19 protein-coding genes are annotated in these 18698 nt (G+C 71.1%); 7 read left to right on the top strand and 12 right to left on the bottom strand.

All coding sequences use genetic code 11. The features are described 5' to 3' along the window. Nucleotides 1-35: 35 nt before the first annotated feature. On the bottom strand, nucleotides 36-704 hold the full coding sequence (locus tag ACGFZS_RS33100) for a TetR/AcrR family transcriptional regulator (RefSeq protein ID WP_393798168.1): 669 nt from the start codon (nucleotides 702-704) through the stop codon (nucleotides 36-38). A 191-nt stretch (nucleotides 705-895) separates the two neighbouring features. Here ACGFZS_RS33100 and ACGFZS_RS33095 point away from each other — a divergent pair, with 191 nt between their 5' ends. After that, nucleotides 896-1981, top strand: a complete 1086-nt coding sequence (locus ACGFZS_RS33095; protein WP_393798167.1) for a medium chain dehydrogenase/reductase family protein — start codon at nucleotides 896-898, stop codon at nucleotides 1979-1981. Nucleotides 1982-1992: 11 nt separating this feature from the next. Here the strand turns inward: ACGFZS_RS33095 and ACGFZS_RS33090 are convergent, their stop codons facing one another. Together ACGFZS_RS33090 and ACGFZS_RS33085 are read right to left on the bottom strand one after the other, a co-directional pair. Beyond that, nucleotides 1993-3222, bottom strand: coding sequence for a GDSL-type esterase/lipase family protein (locus tag ACGFZS_RS33090; protein ID WP_393798166.1), 1230 nt, complete (start codon nucleotides 3220-3222; stop codon nucleotides 1993-1995). Between the two features lie 64 nt (nucleotides 3223-3286). Continuing rightward, nucleotides 3287-3859 carry a TetR/AcrR family transcriptional regulator gene (locus tag ACGFZS_RS33085; RefSeq protein ID WP_393798165.1) on the bottom strand — a complete coding sequence of 191 codons (573 nt, stop codon included), beginning with the start codon at nucleotides 3857-3859 and terminating at the stop codon, nucleotides 3287-3289. A 77-nt stretch (nucleotides 3860-3936) separates the two neighbouring features. Here ACGFZS_RS33085 and ACGFZS_RS33080 point away from each other — a divergent pair, with 77 nt between their 5' ends. Continuing rightward, nucleotides 3937-4428, top strand: a complete 492-nt coding sequence (locus ACGFZS_RS33080; RefSeq protein ID WP_393798164.1) for an FBP domain-containing protein — start codon at nucleotides 3937-3939, stop codon at nucleotides 4426-4428. A 10-nt stretch (nucleotides 4429-4438) separates the two neighbouring features. On the opposite strand, the gene ACGFZS_RS33075 is transcribed toward ACGFZS_RS33080, so the two are convergent. Next, entirely contained in the window at nucleotides 4439-5131 is a 693-nt protein-coding gene (locus tag ACGFZS_RS33075) for a TetR/AcrR family transcriptional regulator (RefSeq protein WP_393798163.1), read from the bottom strand. A gap of 186 nt (nucleotides 5132-5317) precedes the next feature. On the opposite strand from ACGFZS_RS33075, the gene ACGFZS_RS33070 reads away from it, so the two are divergent. Continuing rightward, nucleotides 5318-5767, top strand: coding sequence for a nitroreductase family deazaflavin-dependent oxidoreductase (locus tag ACGFZS_RS33070; RefSeq protein WP_393798162.1), 450 nt, complete (start codon nucleotides 5318-5320; stop codon nucleotides 5765-5767). On the opposite strand, the gene ACGFZS_RS33065 is transcribed toward ACGFZS_RS33070, so the two are convergent. Then, a complete protein-coding gene (locus tag ACGFZS_RS33065; protein WP_393668392.1) occupies nucleotides 5757-7049 on the bottom strand; it encodes a geranylgeranyl reductase family protein in 1293 nt (430 codons plus the stop codon). The genes ACGFZS_RS33070 and ACGFZS_RS33065 overlap by 11 nt on opposite strands. Before the next feature lie 222 nt (nucleotides 7050-7271). On the opposite strand from ACGFZS_RS33065, the gene ACGFZS_RS33060 reads away from it, so the two are divergent. From ACGFZS_RS33060 to ACGFZS_RS33050, 3 genes are all read left to right on the top strand, one after another. Then, the gene (locus tag ACGFZS_RS33060) at nucleotides 7272-8627 is read left to right on the top strand and encodes a dipeptidase (protein WP_393798161.1); all 1356 of its coding nucleotides are present in this window, start codon (nucleotides 7272-7274) and stop codon (nucleotides 8625-8627) included. A gap of 62 nt (nucleotides 8628-8689) precedes the next feature. Then, the gene (locus ACGFZS_RS33055; protein WP_393798160.1) at nucleotides 8690-9418 is read left to right on the top strand and encodes an MBL fold metallo-hydrolase; all 729 of its coding nucleotides are present in this window, start codon (nucleotides 8690-8692) and stop codon (nucleotides 9416-9418) included. Between the two features lie 4 nt (nucleotides 9419-9422). Further along, nucleotides 9423-10478, top strand: a complete 1056-nt coding sequence (locus tag ACGFZS_RS33050) for a protein kinase family protein (protein ID WP_393798159.1) — start codon at nucleotides 9423-9425, stop codon at nucleotides 10476-10478. Here ACGFZS_RS33050 and ACGFZS_RS33045 read toward each other — a convergent pair. The 7 genes from ACGFZS_RS33045 to ACGFZS_RS33015 all read right to left on the bottom strand — a co-directional run bounded on the left by ACGFZS_RS33045 (nucleotide 10451) and on the right by ACGFZS_RS33015 (nucleotide 18066). Then, complete coding sequence (locus tag ACGFZS_RS33045) at nucleotides 10451-11512, bottom strand: ABC transporter ATP-binding protein (protein ID WP_393798158.1); 1062 nt, start codon at nucleotides 11510-11512, stop codon at nucleotides 10451-10453. The genes ACGFZS_RS33050 and ACGFZS_RS33045 overlap by 28 nt on opposite strands. Beyond that, nucleotides 11509-12609 (bottom strand): ABC transporter ATP-binding protein, encoded by a 1101-nt coding sequence (locus ACGFZS_RS33040; protein WP_393546888.1) that lies wholly within the window; start codon nucleotides 12607-12609, stop codon nucleotides 11509-11511. The genes ACGFZS_RS33045 and ACGFZS_RS33040 overlap by 4 nt, the downstream gene beginning before the upstream one ends. A gap of 32 nt (nucleotides 12610-12641) precedes the next feature. Beyond that, nucleotides 12642-13562, bottom strand: a complete 921-nt coding sequence (locus ACGFZS_RS33035) for an ABC transporter permease (protein ID WP_393798157.1) — start codon at nucleotides 13560-13562, stop codon at nucleotides 12642-12644. Further along, nucleotides 13555-14541, bottom strand: coding sequence for an ABC transporter permease (locus ACGFZS_RS33030; RefSeq protein WP_393798156.1), 987 nt, complete (start codon nucleotides 14539-14541; stop codon nucleotides 13555-13557). Before ACGFZS_RS33030 ends, ACGFZS_RS33035 begins: the two co-directional genes overlap by 8 nt. 72 nt (nucleotides 14542-14613) lie before the next feature. Continuing rightward, nucleotides 14614-16431 (bottom strand): ABC transporter family substrate-binding protein, encoded by a 1818-nt coding sequence (locus ACGFZS_RS33025; protein ID WP_393798155.1) that lies wholly within the window; start codon nucleotides 16429-16431, stop codon nucleotides 14614-14616. Between the two features lie 257 nt (nucleotides 16432-16688). Further along, nucleotides 16689-17729, bottom strand: a complete 1041-nt coding sequence (locus ACGFZS_RS33020; protein WP_393798154.1) for an NUDIX domain-containing protein — start codon at nucleotides 17727-17729, stop codon at nucleotides 16689-16691. 145 nt (nucleotides 17730-17874) lie between these two features. Further along, nucleotides 17875-18066: a hypothetical protein gene (locus tag ACGFZS_RS33015; protein ID WP_393546862.1), complete on the bottom strand. Its 192-nt coding sequence runs from the start codon at nucleotides 18064-18066 to the stop codon at nucleotides 17875-17877. 153 nt (nucleotides 18067-18219) lie between these two features. Between ACGFZS_RS33015 and ACGFZS_RS33010 the strand changes: the two genes are divergently transcribed. Further along, nucleotides 18220-18573 carry a hypothetical protein gene (locus ACGFZS_RS33010; RefSeq protein WP_390983724.1) on the top strand — a complete coding sequence of 118 codons (354 nt, stop codon included), beginning with the start codon at nucleotides 18220-18222 and terminating at the stop codon, nucleotides 18571-18573. Nucleotides 18574-18698 lie beyond the last annotated feature (125 nt).

Here is an 18698-nt window from a genome sequence, read left to right as displayed (position 1 = left end):
CGCGTACTCCCGGGGAAGTAGGCCGCCGGGTGCGGTCAGAGCCCGGCGGCCAGCTCCGCCACCTCGGCGTCGAAGAGCCGGTCGGCGGCGAATCCCATCCCCGTGAAGTGCCCGGCGAGTTCGAGGGAGAGCACGCCGTGCATCCGGGTCCAGAACCCCAGCGCCCGGCGCAGCACCCCCGGCGGGGCGGGATGACCGCCGGCCCACTCGCGGTGCTGGGAGAGGTGGGCGGTGAAACCGGCGGAGACCGGCGCAGGCGCCTGGGGCTCGGCCGCCGCGCAGACGTCGAGCAGGGCCGCCATGATCTCCTGGGCGATGCCGGTGACGTCCTCGGGCGCGTGATAGCCGGGCACCGGCGTGCCGTAGACGAGGAAGTACCGCTGCGGGTCGTCGAGCGCCCAGCGGCGCAGGGCCTGGGCGAGGCCCTGGAGGCCGGCACCGGAGTCGGCGGCGGTCCGGAAGGTGTCGGCGAGGCTGCGGTAGGCGTCCCGGATCAGCTCGGTGATCAGCTCGTCGCGGCTGCCGAAGTAGCGGTAGAGGGCGGGGCCGCTCATGCCGAGTTCCTTGGCGATCGCGTTCAGGGACATGCCCGACGCGCCGGCCTTGGCGATCTGCTCCCAGGCGCGCGCCTTGATGTCCGCCCGCACCTGGGCCCGGTACCGCTCGCGGGGGCTCATCGCGTCCGCGTCCGCGCCTGCCGCCATGACCCTCACGCTCCAGTTCTCGGACTTGAGTGTTTCAACCTATCACTTTCGAGAGTACCTCTAACTCCCGCGACGGAAACCCCCACCGCGAGAGCTTGACACCTTCGCGAGCACCAGTCATGTTTGTTATAGCTTCTAACTCAAGCGAGAACCTCTCCCGCTTGCGAACGGCTCTACTCACGGAGGTCGTCATGGGAACTGCGGAAACCGTCGAAAACACCCGGCTCGTCGAGGTCGTCCTGCCGGGCGTCGTGGAACCGGAAGGGCTCCGGATCCAGCAGCGGGAGATCCCCGCCCCGGGCCCCGGCCAGATCGTCGTCCGCATGGAGGCCACCGGCGTCTCCTTCGCGGAGCAGCAGATGCGCCGCGGCCGCTACTACGACCAGCCGCCCTTCCCCTTCGTCCCCGGCTACGACCTGGTCGGGACGGTGCTCACGGCCGGCGCGGGGGTCACGCCCGGACTGGTGGGAAGGCGGGTGGCGGCGCTGGTCAAGGTCGGCGGCTGGGCCAGCCATGTCGTGCTCGACGCGGCCGACGCGGTGGAGGTGCCCGCGGGTGTCGGCGCGGCGGAGGCGGAGACGCTGGTGGTCAACGGGATCACGGCCTGGCAGATGCTGCACCGCAAGGCCCGGGTGCGCAGTGGCGGGACGGTCCTGGTGCACGGCGCCAACGGCGGGGTCGGCACGGTCCTCGTCCAGCTCGCGCGTGCGGCGGGTCTGAAGGTGATCGGCACGGCCTCCACCCGGCACCACGAGGCGCTGCGCGAGCTGGGCGTGACCCCGGTCGACTACCGCGCCGAGGACGTCCCGGCCCGGGTCCGCGAACTCGCCCCCGGCGGTGTCGACGCCGTCTTCGACCACCTCGGCGGCCGCAGTGTCGTCGACTCCTGGAGGCTGCTCGCCCCGGGCGGCACCCTCGTCTCCTACGGCAGCGCCACCACCCGGGACGACTCGGGCTCCAAGCAGCTGCCGGTGCTGAAGATCCTCGGCCGGGTGTGGCTGTGGAACGCGCTGCCCAATGGCCGGCACGCGTACTTCTTCAACATCTGGGAGGGCCGGGCCCTGCGCAAGGACCGGTTCCGGGCCCGGCTCAGCACCGACCTCACCCAGGTGTTCCAGGCCCTCCAGAGCGGCGAGGTCGCCGCCCGCGTCGCCGCCCGGCTGCCGCTGACCCGGGCCGCGGAGGCCCTGCGGCTCGCCGAGTCGGGGACGGTCGCGGGGAAGGTCGTCCTGGTCCCGGACAGCGGCGACGGGGAGTCGGCCTCCCCCGCGCTGTGAGGGGCGTCGACTCAGCGGGCGTCGCCCGAGGCCGGGTCACCGCCCGCGACCGTACCTCCGCCCGCGAACGCGCCGTCCCCCGCGAAGGCCAGCGTGGCGAAGCGTTCGCCGATGCGGCGGTGGGTGACCGCGTCCGGGTGGAGCCGGTCGGGCAACGGCAGTTCGGCGGAGTCGGCCTCGCCGTAGAGGGCACGGCCGTCGAGGTGGTGGAGGTGCGGGTCGTCGGCCGAGCGCTCGGCCACGATCCGGGCCAGCTCGTCCCGGATGACGGACAGGGTGAGCTTGCCGCTCGCGCGCTCGGCCGGATCGCCGGTGGCGGTGAAGAGGAGCCGGCCCTCGCCGAAGGCGCTGAGGTCCATGGCGGTGGGGCCGGGGGTGTCCTCGTGGATGGGACACAGGATCGGCGACACGACCAGCAGCGGGGTGGTGGGGTGTCCCTCGCGGACGGTGTCGAGGAAGCCGTGGACGGCGGGACCGAAGGCCCGCAGCCGCATCAGGTCGGCGTTCACCACGTTGATGCCGATTTTCAGGCTGATCAGGTCGGCGGGGGTGTCCCGGACCGCGCGGGCGGTGAACGGGTCGAGCAGCGCGCTGCCGCCCAGCCCCAGGTTGACCAGGTCGACCCCGGCGAGCGCGGCGGCGAGCGCGGGCCAGACGGCGGTCGGGCTCGCCGCGTCGGAGCCGTGGCTGATGGAACTCCCGTGGTGCAGCCAGACCTTGCGGCCCCGGTCGGACACGGCGGTGACCGGGGCGTCGGTGCGCAGCGCGACCAGTTCGGTGGTCTCGTTGTGCGGCAGCCAGATCTCGACGTCCTTCTCGCGCTCGGGCAGGCCGGTGAAACGGAGGGTGCCGACGGGGCCGGGGCGCAGTTCCGTCGTCCCGGCGCCCAGGTCGACGACCTGGACCCTGCCGCCGCTCACCACTCCCTGATCGGCCAGGACGCCGTCGACGAGCAGGTCGTAGACACCGTCGGGCCGGGGCGGCGCGCCGACGTAGAGCCGCTTGGTGGGCAGGGTGTCCAGTTCCACGGCGGTGGCGCGGGTGCGGAACACCAGGCGTACGCCGGAGGGCTGGGCCTCGACCATGGCGAGCTGCGGGTCGGCGCACTGGGCGCGGGCCCGGGCCGGGAGCCGGTGCGGCAGGATGCCGTGCGCCGTCCGTTCCAGGTCGAGGGCGCCGCGCAGGAGGTCGGCGGTGATCGGGGTGGTGGTCCAGTGGTGACCGTCGTCGGTGATCTGCATCGTCTCTGCCTGCCGTAGGAATGCCGTCGGAATGCCGTAGGGATGCCGTGGGGGGGCGGGTGGGTCAGGCCGGTGTGGGCCAGTTGCGGAGCAGGGCGTCGAGGGCGTCGAGGATGCGGGCCCAGGACTGGGCGCTGTCGGGGGCGCTGTGGCTGAAGCCGCCGCTGAGCTCCAGGTCGACGTAGCCGTGGAAGACGCTGCCGAGCATCCGGACGGCGTGGGTCTCGTCCGGTTCGGTCAGGTCGTAGCCGCGCAGGATGGCCCGGGTCATCTGGGAGTGCCGGACGCCGGCACTGGTCGCGGCCGTCTCCGGGTCGAGGCGCAGCCGGGCCGCCGCGTAGCGGCCGGGGTGGGCGCGGGCGTAGTCGCGGTAGACGTCGGCGAAGGCGACGAGGGCGTCCTTGCCGGCCCGGCCGGCGAGCGCGTCGGCGGCCCGGTCGGCGAGTTCCTCCAGCGCCAGCAGCGCGATCCTCGTCCGCAGGTCCTGGGAGCTCTTGACGTGCGAGTACAGGCTCGCGACCTTCACGTCGAACCGTCGGGCCAGTGCCGAGACGGTCACCTGGTCGAAGCCCACCTCGTCGGCCAGCTCCGCTCCGGCCCGGACCAGTCGTTCCGTGGTCAGTCCCGCTCGCGCCACATCGCTCCTCCGCTTCACCTGCGCCTGAAGCGATTATGAAGTTGCCTAAAGCTTTTAGGCAAATTAGCGTGCGCTGTATGAGGCAGCTGAGTGAGCAAGAGATCCGTGCCGCGTTCGTGAACTGCACCAAGGGCGCGGCGAAGCGGCTGAACATCCCGCACGACCTGGACGAACGGCCGTGGGCCGACCTGGACTACTTCGGGTGGCGGGACCCGCAGGCGCCCGACCGCGCCTGTCTGGTGACCGAGGCGGACGGCGGCGCGCGGGCCCTGGTGCTGCGCTGCCCGAGCCCTTCCTCCTGGCAGACCCGGCGCAGCATGTGCTCGATCTGCCTGACGACGCACACCGGGGGCGTCTCGCTGATGGTCGCCGCAAAGGCGGGCAGGGCCGGACAGCAGGGCAACTCGGTGGGCGCCTACCTCTGCAGCGACCTCGCCTGTTCGCTGTACGTGCGGGGCAAGCGGGACGCGGGCGTGGGCGGGCGCATGCCGGAGTCGCTCACGCTGGAGGAGAGGATAGAGCGGACGGTGACGAACCTCGCCGCGTTCCTGGACAAGGTCTCCGGATGAGCGGAGCCGCTCAGGGGAAGACCAGCCCGACCCCGTGGGCTAGCTGGGCGGCGGCATGCCGGAAGAACTGCTCCCGGTCCTCCACGACCCCCTTGAACTGACCGAACAGCTCGAACCCCACCAGTCCGAACAGCTGCGCCCACGCCGCGGCCATCGCCACGGCGACCTCCGGCGGCAGCCCGGGCACCAGCTCGTCGGCCATCCGGCGGGCCTCGGGGGCGAGCCCGGCGGGCACGGGGGTACGGGCCAGACCGCGCCGCTCGAACGCCTCGCGCAGGATGCCGATGAGGACGAGGGCGACCCGGGCGGCCGGCGGAATGGTGGTGTCCGGCGCCGCGTAGCCGGGCACCGGCGAACCGTAGATCAGCGCGTACTCGTGCGGATGCGCCAGCGCCCAGCGGCGTACCGCCTCGCACACGGCGACCCAGCGCTCCGCCGAGGGGAGGCCGGCGGCAGCGGCGTGCGCGGTCTCGGCGGCCTCACCGAGGGAGTCGTAGGCGTCGATGATCAGTGCGGTGAGCAGGTCGTCGCGGCTGGGGAAGTAGCGGTAGAGCGCCGAGGAGACCATCCCGAGCTCGCGCGCGACCGCCCGCAGCGACAGCTTGGCCGCGCCCTCGGCCGCGAGCTGTCTGCGGGCCTCGTCCTTGATGGCCGTGGTGACTTCCATCCTGGCTCGCGCGCGGGCGCCCTGGGGGGTGGTCATGGGAAGCAGTTTGCCAGGTTCGCAGAGCGGTGCACACAGTTTGGAGCGGTGCACTCGTTGTGAAGCGGCGCTCACAATCACGAGCACCGCTCAGAAACGAGAGCACCGCTCTTGCTATGGATCACCGATCTCCCCCACACTGTTCCTCAAGCGAGAGCACTGCTCTCCCAAACTGTGGGGGTCACCGTGTCGACACACGTCCAGAAGCCCGGCTGGTTCACCGTCAACGTCTTCAACCGTGCGGTGGCCTGGCTCACCCGGCGCGGTCTCAGCATCTGGGGCTCCCGCGTCCTCGCGGTCCGGGGACGCAAGAGCGGGGAATGGCGCACCACGCCCGTGAACCTGCTGACAGTCGACGGACAGCAGTATCTGGTCGCGCCGCGCGGCCACGTCCAGTGGACCCGCAACATGCGCGCCGCCGGCGGCGGCGAACTGCGGCTCGGCAAGAACGTGGACGCCTTCACCGCCACCGAGGTCGCCGACGACGACAAGGTCGAGCTGCTGCGGGCCTACCTGAAGCGCTGGAAGGCCGAGGTCGGCGTCTTCTTCAACGGGGTCGGCCCCGACTCCCCCGACGCCGACCTGCGCCGCATCGCCCCCGACCACCCGGTCTTCCGGATCGCCGTCACGAGGTGACCGAGCCCTCGCTGTCCATGTCGTCCGCGTCCGCCTCGGCGGCAGTCCCCGCGGCGACCGGCTGCGGAGCGAGTGTGGTGAGTGCGCGCTGGGCCAGCGGATGGGAGCGGATGAGCTCGCCGAGGGAGGTCCGGCCCTGGGTGATCTCCTTGAACGCCCGCCAGGCGGGCCGGAAGCCGGTCAGGGCCGCGTGGAACAGGCCGGGCCGGCGCTCGAACACCGCGAGCATCCGCTTGCCGACGCTCATCTCGACGCCGAGGCCGGCCTTGATGGCGAAGGCGTAGTTCAGCGCCTGGCGGCGGGTGTCCACCGCGTCGTGGGCCTCGGCGATCCGGACCGCCCACTCCCCCGCGAGCCGCCCCGAGCGCAGCGCGAAGGAGATGCCTTCGCGGGTCCACGGTTCGAGGAGGCCGGCCGCGTCGCCGCAGACCAGGACCCGGCCCCGGGACAGCGGCGAGTCGTCGGCTCGGCAGCGGGTCAGATGGCCGGAGGAGATGCTCGGCTCGAAGCCGGCCAGGCCGAGCCGGGCGATGAAGTCCTCCAAGTACCGCTTGGTGGCGGCGCCTTCGCCGCGCGCCGAGATCACGCCGACGGTGAGGGTGTCGCCCTTGGGGAAGACCCAGCCGTAACTGCCGGGCATCGGGCCCCAGTCGATGAGGACCCGGCCCTTCCAGTCCTCGGCGACCGTCTCCGGCACCGGGATCTCCGCCTCCAGGCCGAGGTCCACCTGGTCGAGCTTCACCCCGACGTGCGCGCCTATCCGGCTGGCGCTGCCGTCGGCACCGACCACCGCGCGGGCCAGGAGCGTCTCACCGCCCTGCAGGACGACGGCGACCGTGCGCCGGTCCGGGACCGCCGAGCCGTGCTGCTCGACGCGCTGCACCGCGGCGCCCGTACGCAGCTCGGCGCCCGCCTTCTGGGCGTGCTCGACCAGCTGCTGGTCGAACTCGGGCCGGTTGATCAGCCCGAACATCATCTGCTTGGAGCGGCGGGTGCGGGTGAACCGTCCGTTGTGGGAGAAGGTGACCGCGTGCACCCGGTCCTTGAAGGGCAGCTCGAAGCCGGGCGGCAGCGCGTCGCGCGAGGGGCCGATGATGCCGCCGCCGCAGGTCTTGTAACGGGGCAGCTCGGCCTTCTCCAGCAACAGCACGCGCCGTCCCGCGACCGCCGCCGCGTACGCGGCCGAGGCCCCCGCGGGTCCCGCGCCCACCACGACGACGTCCCACACCCGCTGCCCGCCGTCCGCCTGCACGTCGTCCGCCGAAGAATTCTCGCCGCTCACGATGGTCCGCTGCTCCGATCAAGCCGTAGATGCCGTATCAAGCCGAATCAAGCCGTATACAAGATCAAGCCATGTCAAGCCGTAGGTCGTCAGGCCCTGTCCGTCCGTAGGCCGACACCTGTCACCTGTTCCCCCGCATCCTACGGCGGAGATCGCCGCAGGCCGCTGTGGGAGGATCGGTGTACTCACCAGTTGAACGTCGCACCCACGAGGAGCGTGCCCATGTCGTCCAATCCAGTCGCCGAGACCGTCGCCGCCCTGCTGCCCAGGGCCAAGGCGGAGCTCGCCGAGCTGGTGGCCTTCAAGTCGGTGGCGGACTTCGCCCAGTTCCCGAAGAGCGAGAGCGAGGGCGCCGCGACGTGGGTGGCCGACGCGCTGCGCGCCGAGGACTTCGTGGACGTCGCCGTGCTGGACACCCCGGACGGCACGCAGTCGGTGTACGGCTACCTGCCGGGCCCGGAAGGTGCCAAAACGGTCCTGCTGTACGCGCACTACGATGTGCAGCCGCCGCTGGACGAGGCCGCCTGGACCCCCCCGCCGTTCGAGCTGACCGAGCGGGACGGCCGCTGGTACGGGCGCGGTTCCGCCGACTGCAAGGGCGGCGTGATCATGCACCTGCTGGCGCTGCGCGCGCTCAGGGCGAACGGCGGCGTCCCGGTCCACGTCAAGTTCATCGCCGAGGGCTCGGAGGAGATGGGCACCGGCGGTCTGGAGCGGTACGCCGAGCAGCACCCGGACCTGCTGGCCGCGGACACGATCGTCATCGGGGACGCGGGCAACTTCCGGGTCGGGCTGCCGACCGTGACCACGACCCTGCGCGGGATGACCATGGTCCGCGTCCAGATCGACACACTCCAGGGCAATCTGCACTCGGGCCAGTTCGGCGGTGCCGCGCCGGACGCGCTGGCCGCGCTGATCCGGGTACTGGACTCGCTGCGGGCAAAGGACGGTTCCACGACGGTCGACGGGCTCGCGCCCGGGTCGCGCTGGGACGGGCTTGAGTACGACGAGGAGCAGTTCCGCAAGGACGCCCGGGTGCTGGACGGTGTCGGGCTGATCGGCGAGGGCTCGGTCGCGGACCGCATCTGGGCGCGTCCGGCGGTCACGGTGCTCGGGATCGACTGCCCGCCGGTGGTCGGCGCCACCCCGTCGGTGCAGGCCTCTGCCCGCGCGCTGGTCAGCCTCCGGGTGCCGCCGGGTGTGGACGCGGCCGAGGCGACGAAGCTGCTCCAGGCCCATCTGGAGGCGCACACGCCGTGGGGTGCGCGGGTGCGGTCGGAGATGGTGGGCCAGGGCCAGCCGTTCCGGGCCGACACCACCAGCCCCGCGTACCAGGCGATGTCCGACGCGATGGCGGTCGCCTACCCGGGCGAGACCATGCAGTACGCCGGCCAGGGCGGCTCCATCCCGCTGTGCAACACCCTCGCGAGCCTGTACCCGGAGGCGGAGCTGCTGCTGATCGGCCTGAGCGAGCCGGAGGCACAGATCCACGCGGTCAACGAGAGCGTGTCCCCGCAGGAGCTGGAGCGCCTGTCGGTGACGGAGGCGCTCTTCCTGCGCAACTACGCGGCCGGCTGAACCGCTCTGCCGACAGCGGAGGGCCCTCGTCCGCGGACGGGGGCCCTCCGTACGTTCGGGGCATGGACGTCATCGAGCTGCTCCCCCGGCTGCACCTGCTGCGTTTCCCGGTCGGCCAGGCCTGCCTCTGGTACGACCCGGACTCCGGCTCCTCGACGCTGATCGACGCGGGCCCGCTCGGTGCGGGCCGCCCGATCGCCGACGCGCTCACCGCGCTCGGGCGGTCCCCTTCGTCGGTACGACGGATCGTCCTCACCCATTTCCACGAGGACCATGTCGGCGGGGCGGCCGAGTTCGCCGCCCTGAGCGGTGCCGAGGTGCTGGCCCACCGGCTCGACGCACCGGTGATCCGGGGTGAACTCCCGGGCCCGCCACCGGTGTTCGAGGAGTGGGAACGGCCGATCCACGCCGAGGCGGCACGGCGGCTGCCCGCCGGTGAGCCGGTCCGCCCGGACCGGGTCACGGAGGTGGACGACGGTGATGTGCTGGACTTCGGGGGCGGTGCCCGGGTCGTCCACGCGCCGGGCCACACCGAGGGCAGCGTCGCGCTCCATCTGCCCTCGTACGGAGTGCTGTTCACCGGGGACGCGGTGGCGGCCTCGCCGGTCGACGGTTCGGTGCTGCTCGGGGTGTTCAACCTCGACCGGACGCGGGCGGTCGCGTCCTTCCGGCGGCTGGCCGCGCTGGACGCCGACGTGGCGTGCTTCGGCCACGGAGACCCGGTGACCGCGCACGCGTCCCGTCTCCTGAGGGAATCCGCGGACAGCTACGGGCCGCCGCCCACAGCATGAGGGGATGACCGACACCGCGCGCCGCATCGCCGCCCACGCCGACATCGCGACCTCCCTGGCCCTGCTCAGCGACGTCGAACTGGCCGAGCTGGTCGCGGCGGGCGAGTCGCTGGGCACGGGGGTCGGCGGCAGAGCCGTGCGGATCACGGTGGACGGCAGCGCGGTGTTCGTGAAGCGGATCCCCCTGACCGACCGGGAGCGGACCCGGCCGCACGTCCGCTCCACCGCGAACCTCTTCGGCCTGCCGGCGTACTGCCACTACGGCATGGGTGCCGTGTGCGGCCCGGGATTCACCGCCTGGCGGGAGCTGGCCGCGCACAGCGCGACGACGAACTGGGTACTGGCCGGCCGCTTCCCCGGCTTCCCGCTGCTCCACCACTGGCGGGTCCTGCCGGACACGGCCCACCCGCTGCCCGAGGAACTCGCGGACGTCGAGAAGGTGGTCGCCTACTGGGGCGGTTCGACGGGCCTGCGGGAACGCGTCGAGGGTCTTCGCGACGCCTCCGCGAGCCTGACCCTGTTCCTGGAGCACTTCCCGTCCACCCTGCACGACTGGCTGGACGCCGAACTGCGCACGGACCGGGCGGATGCCGCCTGTCGTCAAGTGGCTCGGCAATTGGAGGAGTTGACGTCCTTCCTCGACACACGGCAGCTCCTGCATCTGGATGCCCACTTCCGCAACATCCTCACCGACGGCCGGGAGCTGTACCTCACCGACTTCGGGCTCTCGCTCAGCTCCCGTTTCCGGCTCACGCCCGACGAGCGGGACTTCTTCGACCGGCATCGGCACTACGACCGCGCGTACACCTCCTACCACCTGGTGGTCTGGCTCGTCACCGCGCTGTACGGGTACCGGGGTGAGGAACGGGCGGAGTTCGTGCGCGCCTGCGCCGACGGGCGGCGGCCCGAGGGGATTCCCCGGGGCGCCGCCGAGTCGGTGGTCCGGCACGCCCCGCTCGCGGTGGGCATGGAGGGCTTCTTCCGGCGGCTGGGCCGGGAGAGCCGGCTGACGCCGTTCCCGTACCCGGACGGCTACAGCAATTCCACGCTCTCCGCGTAGTGGCAGGCGACCGGGTTGCCGCCGCCCCGGTCGACCAGCTCCGGCACCTCTTCGACGCAGGTGGTGCGTTCGGTGTCGGTGAGCCGGTTGGCGAAGGTGGGGCAGCGGGTGCGGAAGCGGCAGCCGCTGGGCGGGCGGACCGGGCTCGGGACCTCGCCCTGGACGGTGATGCGGGTGCGGGCGCGTTCCTTGCGCGGGTCGGGCAGCGGGATGGCGGAGACCAGGGCCTGGGTGTAGGGGTGCGCGGGCCGGGCGAAGAGCTGCCGGGCGGGGGCGATCTCGACCAGGCGGCCCAGGTACATCACCGCCACCCGGCCGGCGACATGCCGCATCACGGAGAGGTCATGGGCCACGAACAGGAAGGACAGGCCCAGTTCGCTCTGCAGGTCCATGAGCAGGTTGAGGACGCCGGCCTGGATCGACACGTCCAGCGCGGAGACCGGCTCGTCCAGGACGATCACCTTGGGGCGCAGCGCCAACGCCCGTGCGATGCCGATGCGTTGGCGCTGGCCGCCCGAGAACTCGTGCGCGAAGCGGTTGCCGTGCTCGGGGTTGAGGCCGACCAGGCGCAGCAGTTCGCGTACCTCGTCGCTCGCGCCGGGGCCGTACCGGCCGTGGATGCGCAGGGGTTCGGCGACGATCTCGTGGACGGAGATCCGGGGGTCGAGGGAGGCGTAGGGGTCCTGGAAGACGATCTGCAACTCGCGGCGCAGCGGCCGCATCTGACGTCGGCTCAGGTCGGTCAGTGAGCGGCCCCGGTAGTGCACGGTGCCCGAGGTGGCGGTCTCCAGGTTGAGCAGGGTGCGGGAGACGGTCGTCTTGCCGGAGCCGGACTCGCCGACCAGGCCGAGCGTCTCGTTCTCGTACAGGTCGAAGGAGACCCCGCAGACGGCGTGCACATCGCCGACCCGGCGGCGGACGACGCCCCGGGACATCACCGGGAAGTGCTTGACGAGGTCGCGGACCTGGAGGACGGGGGTGCCGGTGCCGCCGTGGTCCGGAAGCGGGGGCAGCAGGGGCAGGGGGGCGGTCATCGGGCATCGTCCTCCAGGTCGGCGAACCGGGCCAGGGCCTCGGTGTCGGCGCCGACGGCGTCGAAGACCTCGCCGGCCGCCGTGTCGACCAGTTCGTCGGCGAAGTGGCAGGCGCTGCGGTGGGCGGCGGAGCCGACCGGGCGCAGGGCGGGTTCGGTGGTGTCGCAGGGCTCCCGGCGCATCGGGCAGCGGGGGGCGAAGGGGCAGCCCGGGGGCAGGTTGAGCAGCGAGGGCGGGGAGCCGGTGATGGGGGTCAGGCGCTCCTCCTCGCGGTCGAGGCGGGGCAGCGAGCCGAGCAGGCCGAGGGTGTAGGGCATGCGCGGGGTGTAGAAGATGTCCTCGACCGAGCCGGTCTCCACGATCCGGCCGGCGTACATGACGGCGACCCGGTCGGTGTGGCCGGCGACCACGCCGAGGTCGTGGGTGATCAGGACGAGTGCGGCGCCGGTCTCGGCGCGGGCGGTCTCCAGGGCCTCCAGGATCTGGGCCTGGACGGTCACGTCGAGGGCGGTGGTGGGCTCGTCGGCGATGATCACGTCCGGGTCGTTGGCGATCGCGATGGCGATGACGACGCGCTGGCGCATGCCGCCGGAGAGTTCGTGCGGGTAGCTGTCGACGCGCCGTTCGGGGCTCGGGATGCCGACCGTGCCGAGGAGTTCCACGGCGCGGGCGCGGGCGGGGCGTTTCCCGAGCCGGGGGTTGTGTCTGAGCAGGGTCTCGGCGATCTGGTAGCCGACCGTGTAGACGGGGTTGAGGGAGGTCATCGGGTCCTGGAAGACCATGGCGATGCCGCTGCCCCGGACGTCGGAGAGGCGGGCGTCGGACATCCCGAGCAGTTCCGTGCCCTCGAACCGTACCGAGCCGCGTACCCGTGCCGAGCCCGGCAGCAGCCCCATCACGGCCAGCGCGGTGACGGACTTTCCCGAGCCCGACTCGCCGACGATGCCCAGGGACTCGCCGCGCTCCAGCCGGTAGCCGACGCCGCGTACCGCCCGTACGACACCGTCCTCGGTCGGGAACTCCACGCTCAGGTCCTCGACCTCGAGCACGGCGCCGGACTCCTCGCCCTTGGCGACGACCCGGCCCGCCCCGCTGATCGCGCTGTTTCCGCTGCCGTTGTCGGTGGCCGTCACTGTCGCACCCTTTGCTGCCGGGGGTCGAAGGCGTCGCGCAGCCCGTCGCCGATGAAGTTGATGGTGAGGGCGATGGCGATGATGAAGGCGCCGGGGATGTAGAAGAGCCAGGGCCGGGTGTCCACCGCGGTCTGGGCCTGGGCGACCAGCAGTCCGAGGGAGGTGTCGGGCGGCTGGACGCCGAATCCGAGGAAGGACAGGGCGGTCTCGGTGAGGATGCCGGTGGCGACCAGGATCGTGGCGTTGACGATGATCGGTCCGAGCGCGTTGGGCAGCAGGTGCCGGAAGATGATCCGGGTGTCGGAGGCGCCGAGCGCCCGGGCGGCCTCCACGAACTCCTTCTCGCGCAGCGACAGTACGGTCGAGCGCACCACCCGGGACACGTAGGCCCAGGTCAGTCCGGCGATCACGACGGCGATCCAGTACCAGGAGCCGCCGCTGCGGGAGGAGATGACCAGGGCGATCGCGAACAGCGGGAGGGTGAGGACGAGATCGGCGATGCGCATCATCAACGCGTCGACGAAGCCCCGGTAGAAGCCGGCCACGGCACCCCACACGGCGCCGACCAGGGTGGAGCCGAGGGCGATCAGGATGGCGATCTTCAGGGAGGTCTGGGTGCCCCGCATCACCTGGGCGTAGGCGTCGTACCCGGAGGAGTCGGTGCCGAACGGGTGCTTCCAGGACGGGGGTTGGGAGTTGTCCGGGGTGAACTTGGTGTACGAGTAGTGCCAGAAGTGCGGTCCGACGAACGCCCAGAGCACGATCAGCACGAACACGACGAGGCTGATCATCGCGGCCCGGTGGCGCAGGAAGCGGCGCAGCACGAGCCGGGTCTGGCTGCGCTGCGCGACGGTGAACTCGTGGTCGTCGCCCGGCGCCCGGGTACCGGTCGGCCCGACTGCCCCGATGTCAGTCATAGCGGATCCTCGGGTCGAGTACGGCGTAGAGGAGGTCGGCGAAGAGGTTGAAGGCGATGACGACGACGGCGGAGAGCAGCAGCCAGGCCATGGTCCGGTAGACGTCGAGGGTGGTGGCGGCCTGGACGAGCATCTCGCCCATGCCGTGCCACTGGAAGATCGTCTCGGTGATGACGGCGCCGCCGAGGATGATCGCGATGTCGAGGGCGGTGACGGTGGCGAGCGGGATGAGCGCGGTGCGCAGGGCGTGCCGGGTGAGCACCTTTCCGCGTCGCAGCCCCTTGGCGCGGGCGAGCCGTACGTAGTCGCTGTCCAGGACCTCCAGCATGGCGGCGCGGGTGTAGCGGGTCCAGGAGGCGAAGGAGACCAGGGCGAGGGTGATGGTGGGCAGGATGAGGTGGCCGAGGCGGTCGGTGAACTCGTTCCAGGTGGTGTCCACTTCGAGGTACGGCGACTTCTCGCCGATGGTGCCGAGGAACTGGCTGCCGGTCTGCTGGTTGAACCAGATGCCGGCCTGTTTGAGCAGCACCGCGAACCAGAACACGGGCATGGCCAGGAAGAGGAAGCCGAGGAAGGTGATGGTGTAGTCGGCGACGCTGTACTGGCGGATCGCGCTGAACACCCCGAACACGATGGACATCACCAGGGCGAGCAGCATGGCGGCGGCGACCAGGGTGACGGTGACCCGGAAGCGGGTGAACAGGTCGTGCCCGATGTCCAGGTTGGTCTGGACGGAGGGGCCCCAGTCGCCGTGCAGGACCCCGGTGATCCAGTTCCAGTAGCGTTCCACGGCGGGCTGGTCGGCGTGGATGTGCCGGGCGAACGCGGTCACCGCGGCCTTGCTGGGCGGCGGTTGCCGGGAGGTGGCGAAGTTGGCCACCGGGTCGCCGGAGTTGATGACGACCAGGAAGACGATGAACGTCGAGACGATCAGGACGGGGATGGAGACGAGGATGCGGCGCACGGTGTAGGCGAGCATGCGGTCTTCTCTCGCGGAGGCCCGGCCCCGGGGTCGCCGGGGCCGGGATTCGAATCCGACGGGGCGGCGGGGTTACTTCTTGAGGCCCCACTCGCCGACGTTGTACGGCGGTCCGACGTTGGTGGAGTTGTTCCGCATGTTGACGAACCGGGTCTGCACCGCGAGGAAGGTGGGCTTCTGGTAGAGCGGCAGTACGTAGGCGTCGTTGACCATGATCTGGTCGGCCTGGTTGAGCAGGGCGGCGGCCTTGGTCTGGTCGGTCTCGCCGATGGCCGTGCTGATCAGGGAGTCGACCTGCTTGTTGCTGTAGCCGCCGTAGTTGCCGCCGGCTCCGGTCGTCCACAGCTGCTGGGCGCCGCTGATCGCGAACGGCGAGGCGACCCAGGCGAAGACGATGATGTCGTACTGGTGGCCGGCCAGGACCGTGCCGAGGTCGGCGGCGCCGATCGGCTTGATCGTGACCTTGATCCCCAGGTTGGCGAGGTCGCTCTGGAGGATCTGGCACTCGCTCTGCCGGATCTGGTTGCCGGTGGTGTACCGGCAGTTGAAGGGGCCGACGGCCTTGCCGTCCGGGGTCTTCAGGGTGGTGCCGACTCCGGTGAACTTGGCGTCGGTCAGGTACTTCTTGGCCTTGGTGAGGTCACCCGAGCCCTGGCCGCTGGCGCTGACCACGTCCTTGTAACCGGCGGTCCCCGGGACGAAGTTGTGGTTGTAGAGCTGCTTCACGCCGGGATCGAACTGGGCGACCGTCTTGGCCATGATGTCCTTGACGCTGATGGCCGTGAACATCGCCTGCCTGAGGGCCAGGTACTTGCCGATCACCGGGTTGTGCAGGTTGAGGTCGAAGTGCTCCCAGGTCAGCCCGCTGCCGATGGTGTAGGTGACGTCGGGGATGGCCTTGACCTGGTTGACGAGGTCGACCTCGGGCTGCGGGTAGATGCCCTGGACCTCGTTGTTGCGCAGCGCGATCGGCTCCTGGGTGGCGTCCGAGATGACCTTGAAGATCAGCCGTTGCAGGGTGGCCTTCGTGCCCGTCCACTTCGGGTCGGGCTCATAGGTGGCGTGGTCGTTGTCGACCCACTCGGTCATCTTGTAGGGGCCCGCGGTCGCGTACTTGGTGGGCGGGTTCTTCTGGAAGTACTGCCAGCCCTGGGTCAGCTGGGCGGCCGTCATGTGGGCCGCGTCGCCCGCCTTGGCGCCGGAGACCTTCTCGGCGACGTGTGCCGGGTAGAACGGGTAGCCCGCGCCGAACAGGGACTTCCAGTCGGCGTAGGGCTTGGCCATCACGACGGTGACGGTCTTGCCGTTGTCGGAACCGGTGACCGACTTGATCCGGTCGTAGCCGGCGGTGCTCTCCGGCAGGCAGCCCTTGGTCTGGGTGGAGTCGCTGGCGGGCGGCGGCGGGCAGTCCTTGCCGTCGTTGGTGCGCCAGTAGTAGACGAAGTCGTCGGCGGTGATGGCGGTGCCGTCGTTCCAGGACGCCTTGGGGTTGATCTTGTAGACGAGCGTCTGCGGGCTTGCGCCGGTCTGGGTCGCCGAGGTCACCAGATCGGTGTTGAGCTTGACGCTGAAGTCCGGCTGCGGGACGTACACCTGGGGCAGTACCGGGCTCAGCGCCTCGGCGTTCTCGAAGGTGTTGCCGTTGGTGTCCTGCACGTTCCACTGCTGGATGTTCTTCTCGATGACGTAGGTGAAGGTGCCGCCGGCCTTGTTGGTACCGGAGTTGCAGGTGTCGGCCTTGCCCTCGGTGGAGCAGTCGGTGAGACCGGCCGAGGTGGCCTTGCCGCCACTGCCCCCGCCGCCTCCCCCGCTGCTGCAGGCGGCGAGCGCCAGGACGAGCCCGGCGGTCAGTGCGAGTCCCCTTGTGAGGGCCGAAGTATGCGCGCGCATGTCCCTCCTTCAGCCGGTGGATGTCCGGCCTGTGCACGGCGGCCAGCGGCCGCGAGGAAGTTGAGCTGCGCACCGACGGTAGAACGTTTGTGTACCTCCTTCACGTTCTTGTTCATACCGGGACGGCTTCAATTCACCCTCGTTTTCCCCTAGGAACCTTCCACCCCGGGCAAAGTGCTCTCCGTACCCCCGGGAAATGCCAAAGTCCCCGCCAACCAGACCAAGGATGCGGAGACTTGACGGTGCGTCAGGCAATGTCAACCGACCGGGACGCCGGCCTCCAGATAGAGCGCGGCACCGCGCTCGCGGGCCCGCAGCGCCCAGCGCAGCCGTTCGTAGCGCACCGGCGGCAGCAGCTCGGCGGCCTGCTGTTCGGTGACGAAGCGCCAGCCCCGCAGTTCGGGCCCCGGCAGCACCAGCCGGCCGGCCTCGGCGGAGTCGAGCCGGCCGCCGTCGAAGAGCAGCCGCAGGCCGCCGTAGCGGGGCGGTGCGGGCTGTTCCCAGTCGATGACCAGCAGCCGCGGCACCTCCTCCAGCCGTATCCCGGTCTCCTCCTCGACCTCGCGGATCCCCGCCCGGGCGGGCGCCTCGCCGGGCTCGACGACACCGCCGGGGAACTCCCAGCCGGCCTTGTAGGTGGGGTCCACGAGGAGGAAGCGGTTGTGCTCGTCGAAGAGGAGGACGCCTGCGGCGATGGTTTCGGCGGTGGGTTCGGGGGTTTGTACTATGTCACATACCACGGCTTCGCCACTCCCCACCGCCTCCGCGATCCGCACCGCCGCCTCGTACGGCCCGAGTTCGCTGGTGTCGACGAGATGGGCGTCGGCGGCGATCCAGGAGGCGAGGGCCGCGCGGTAGGGCTCGATCTGGTCGTACGACCACTGCCGGACGCGTATCTCGCCGTCGGGCAGGTCGGGTGGGATCTCGCGGCCCGCTATTCGCTCGCGCAGGATCGTTTCGGCCGGGGTGAGACACAGATGCCGGACGGCGATCCGGCGGGCGGCGAGGCCGCCGAAGATCTCGTCGCGGTACTCCTGGCGCAGCAGCGTCATGGGGACCACCAGGGTCCCGCCCAGCTCGGCGAGGATCGCGGCCGCCGTGTCGATCACCAGTCGTCGCCAGATCGGCAGATCCTGGAAGTCGCCGACCTCGGCGAGGTGCTTGGCCGGCAGCAGGTGCGTCAGTGCCCCGCCGATGACCTCGGGGTCGAAGAGCGTGCTGTTCGGGATCAGTTCGATCAGTTCACGTGCGGTGGTGGTCTTACCCGCACCGAACGCGCCGTTGACCCAGACGATCACGGACTCCCCCTCTTCTGTTGGCCCCCTGTGGCTTGCCCGCTCCACACTGCCACGGAAACCAGTTCCCGTTGAGGGCGCGCAGAGCGGGGTGCCGGTGCCCCGCCCACGGGACCCCGGCACCACCGGTCACCGACGCCCGGCCGGGCTACTCCTGGCCCAGCAGGTTCTGGTCGGCCTGGAAGCTGTCCTGGCTCACGACGTGGTCCACGTGCTCCAGGGTGCCCGAGACGTTCAGGTCGCCGAGGGGACCTTCGTCGGCGGCGTGCGACGGGGTGATGGCGGCCACGACGAATCCGGTGGCCAGGCTGGCGATGGCGAGCATGCTGCGCTTCTTCATGCCCGTTTCAACTACGCGGACGGCCGGGGGTCACGGCCGTACCCGCGAGGGGAGCAACGCGCCCGGCCGGAGCGGAAACCCGGTGGCCGCACGAGCCCCGGCGCCGATAACGTCGGGCTTCCGCCCCGCAGCCCGCACAGGAAGTCGTACGCCATGACCAGCCCCCGCCCGACCACGACCCTCTGGCGCCCCACCGGCCCCGTGGAACTCGACCTGGTCCGGGAGCTGGAGTGGCGCGCCTGGCCGCCCCGGCTGCCCGAGCAGCCGATCTTCTACCCGGTGCTGAACGAGGACTACGCGATCAGGATCGCCCGGGACTGGAACGTCAAGCACGACGGCGCCGGCTATGTGACCCGCTTCGAGGTCGACACGGAGTTCGTCCGGCGCTACCCGGTCCAGCAGGCGGGCGGCAGCACGATCCTGGAGCTCTGGGTGCCGGCCGAGGAGCTGGACGAGTTCAACGCGCACATCGTCGGCGCGATCGCGGTGGTCCACGAGTTCCGGTGAGGACCCCGTGCGGTGGGGGGGGGGGGGGGGGGGGGGGGGGCCCGCCCCCCCCCGCCCGGGCGGGGGGGGGGGGGGTTACAGACAGCCAGACGCGCGGCGCCGGAAAACACAAAACACCGCGCCCG

The organism is Streptomyces sp. NPDC048288, from assembly GCF_043201555.1.
Taxonomy (GTDB): domain Bacteria; phylum Actinomycetota; class Actinomycetes; order Streptomycetales; family Streptomycetaceae; genus Streptomyces.
This window is presented reverse-complemented; position numbering and strand designations above follow the sequence as displayed.

Coding starts and splice junctions, on each gene's coding strand:
- ACGFZS_RS33100 (WP_393798168.1), bottom strand. CDS start 704: ATGGCGGCAGGCGCGGACGCGGACGCGATGAGCCCCCGCGAGCGGTAC.
- ACGFZS_RS33095 (WP_393798167.1), top strand. CDS start 896: ATGGGAACTGCGGAAACCGTCGAAAACACCCGGCTCGTCGAGGTCGTC.
- ACGFZS_RS33090 (WP_393798166.1), bottom strand. CDS start 3,222: ATGCAGATCACCGACGACGGTCACCACTGGACCACCACCCCGATCACC.
- ACGFZS_RS33080 (WP_393798164.1), top strand. CDS start 3,937: ATGAGGCAGCTGAGTGAGCAAGAGATCCGTGCCGCGTTCGTGAACTGC.
- ACGFZS_RS33075 (WP_393798163.1), bottom strand. CDS start 5,131: ATGACCACCCCCCAGGGCGCCCGCGCGCGAGCCAGGATGGAAGTCACC.
- ACGFZS_RS33060 (WP_393798161.1), top strand. CDS start 7,272: ATGTCGTCCAATCCAGTCGCCGAGACCGTCGCCGCCCTGCTGCCCAGG.
- ACGFZS_RS33055 (WP_393798160.1), top strand. CDS start 8,690: ATGGACGTCATCGAGCTGCTCCCCCGGCTGCACCTGCTGCGTTTCCCG.
- ACGFZS_RS33050 (WP_393798159.1), top strand. CDS start 9,423: ATGACCGACACCGCGCGCCGCATCGCCGCCCACGCCGACATCGCGACC.
- ACGFZS_RS33045 (WP_393798158.1), bottom strand. CDS start 11,512: ATGACCGCCCCCCTGCCCCTGCTGCCCCCGCTTCCGGACCACGGCGGC.
- ACGFZS_RS33035 (WP_393798157.1), bottom strand. CDS start 13,562: ATGACTGACATCGGGGCAGTCGGGCCGACCGGTACCCGGGCGCCGGGC.
- ACGFZS_RS33030 (WP_393798156.1), bottom strand. CDS start 14,541: ATGCTCGCCTACACCGTGCGCCGCATCCTCGTCTCCATCCCCGTCCTG.
- ACGFZS_RS33025 (WP_393798155.1), bottom strand. CDS start 16,431: ATGCGCGCGCATACTTCGGCCCTCACAAGGGGACTCGCACTGACCGCC.
- ACGFZS_RS33015 (WP_393546862.1), bottom strand. CDS start 18,066: ATGAAGAAGCGCAGCATGCTCGCCATCGCCAGCCTGGCCACCGGATTC.
- ACGFZS_RS33010 (WP_390983724.1), top strand. CDS start 18,220: ATGACCAGCCCCCGCCCGACCACGACCCTCTGGCGCCCCACCGGCCCC.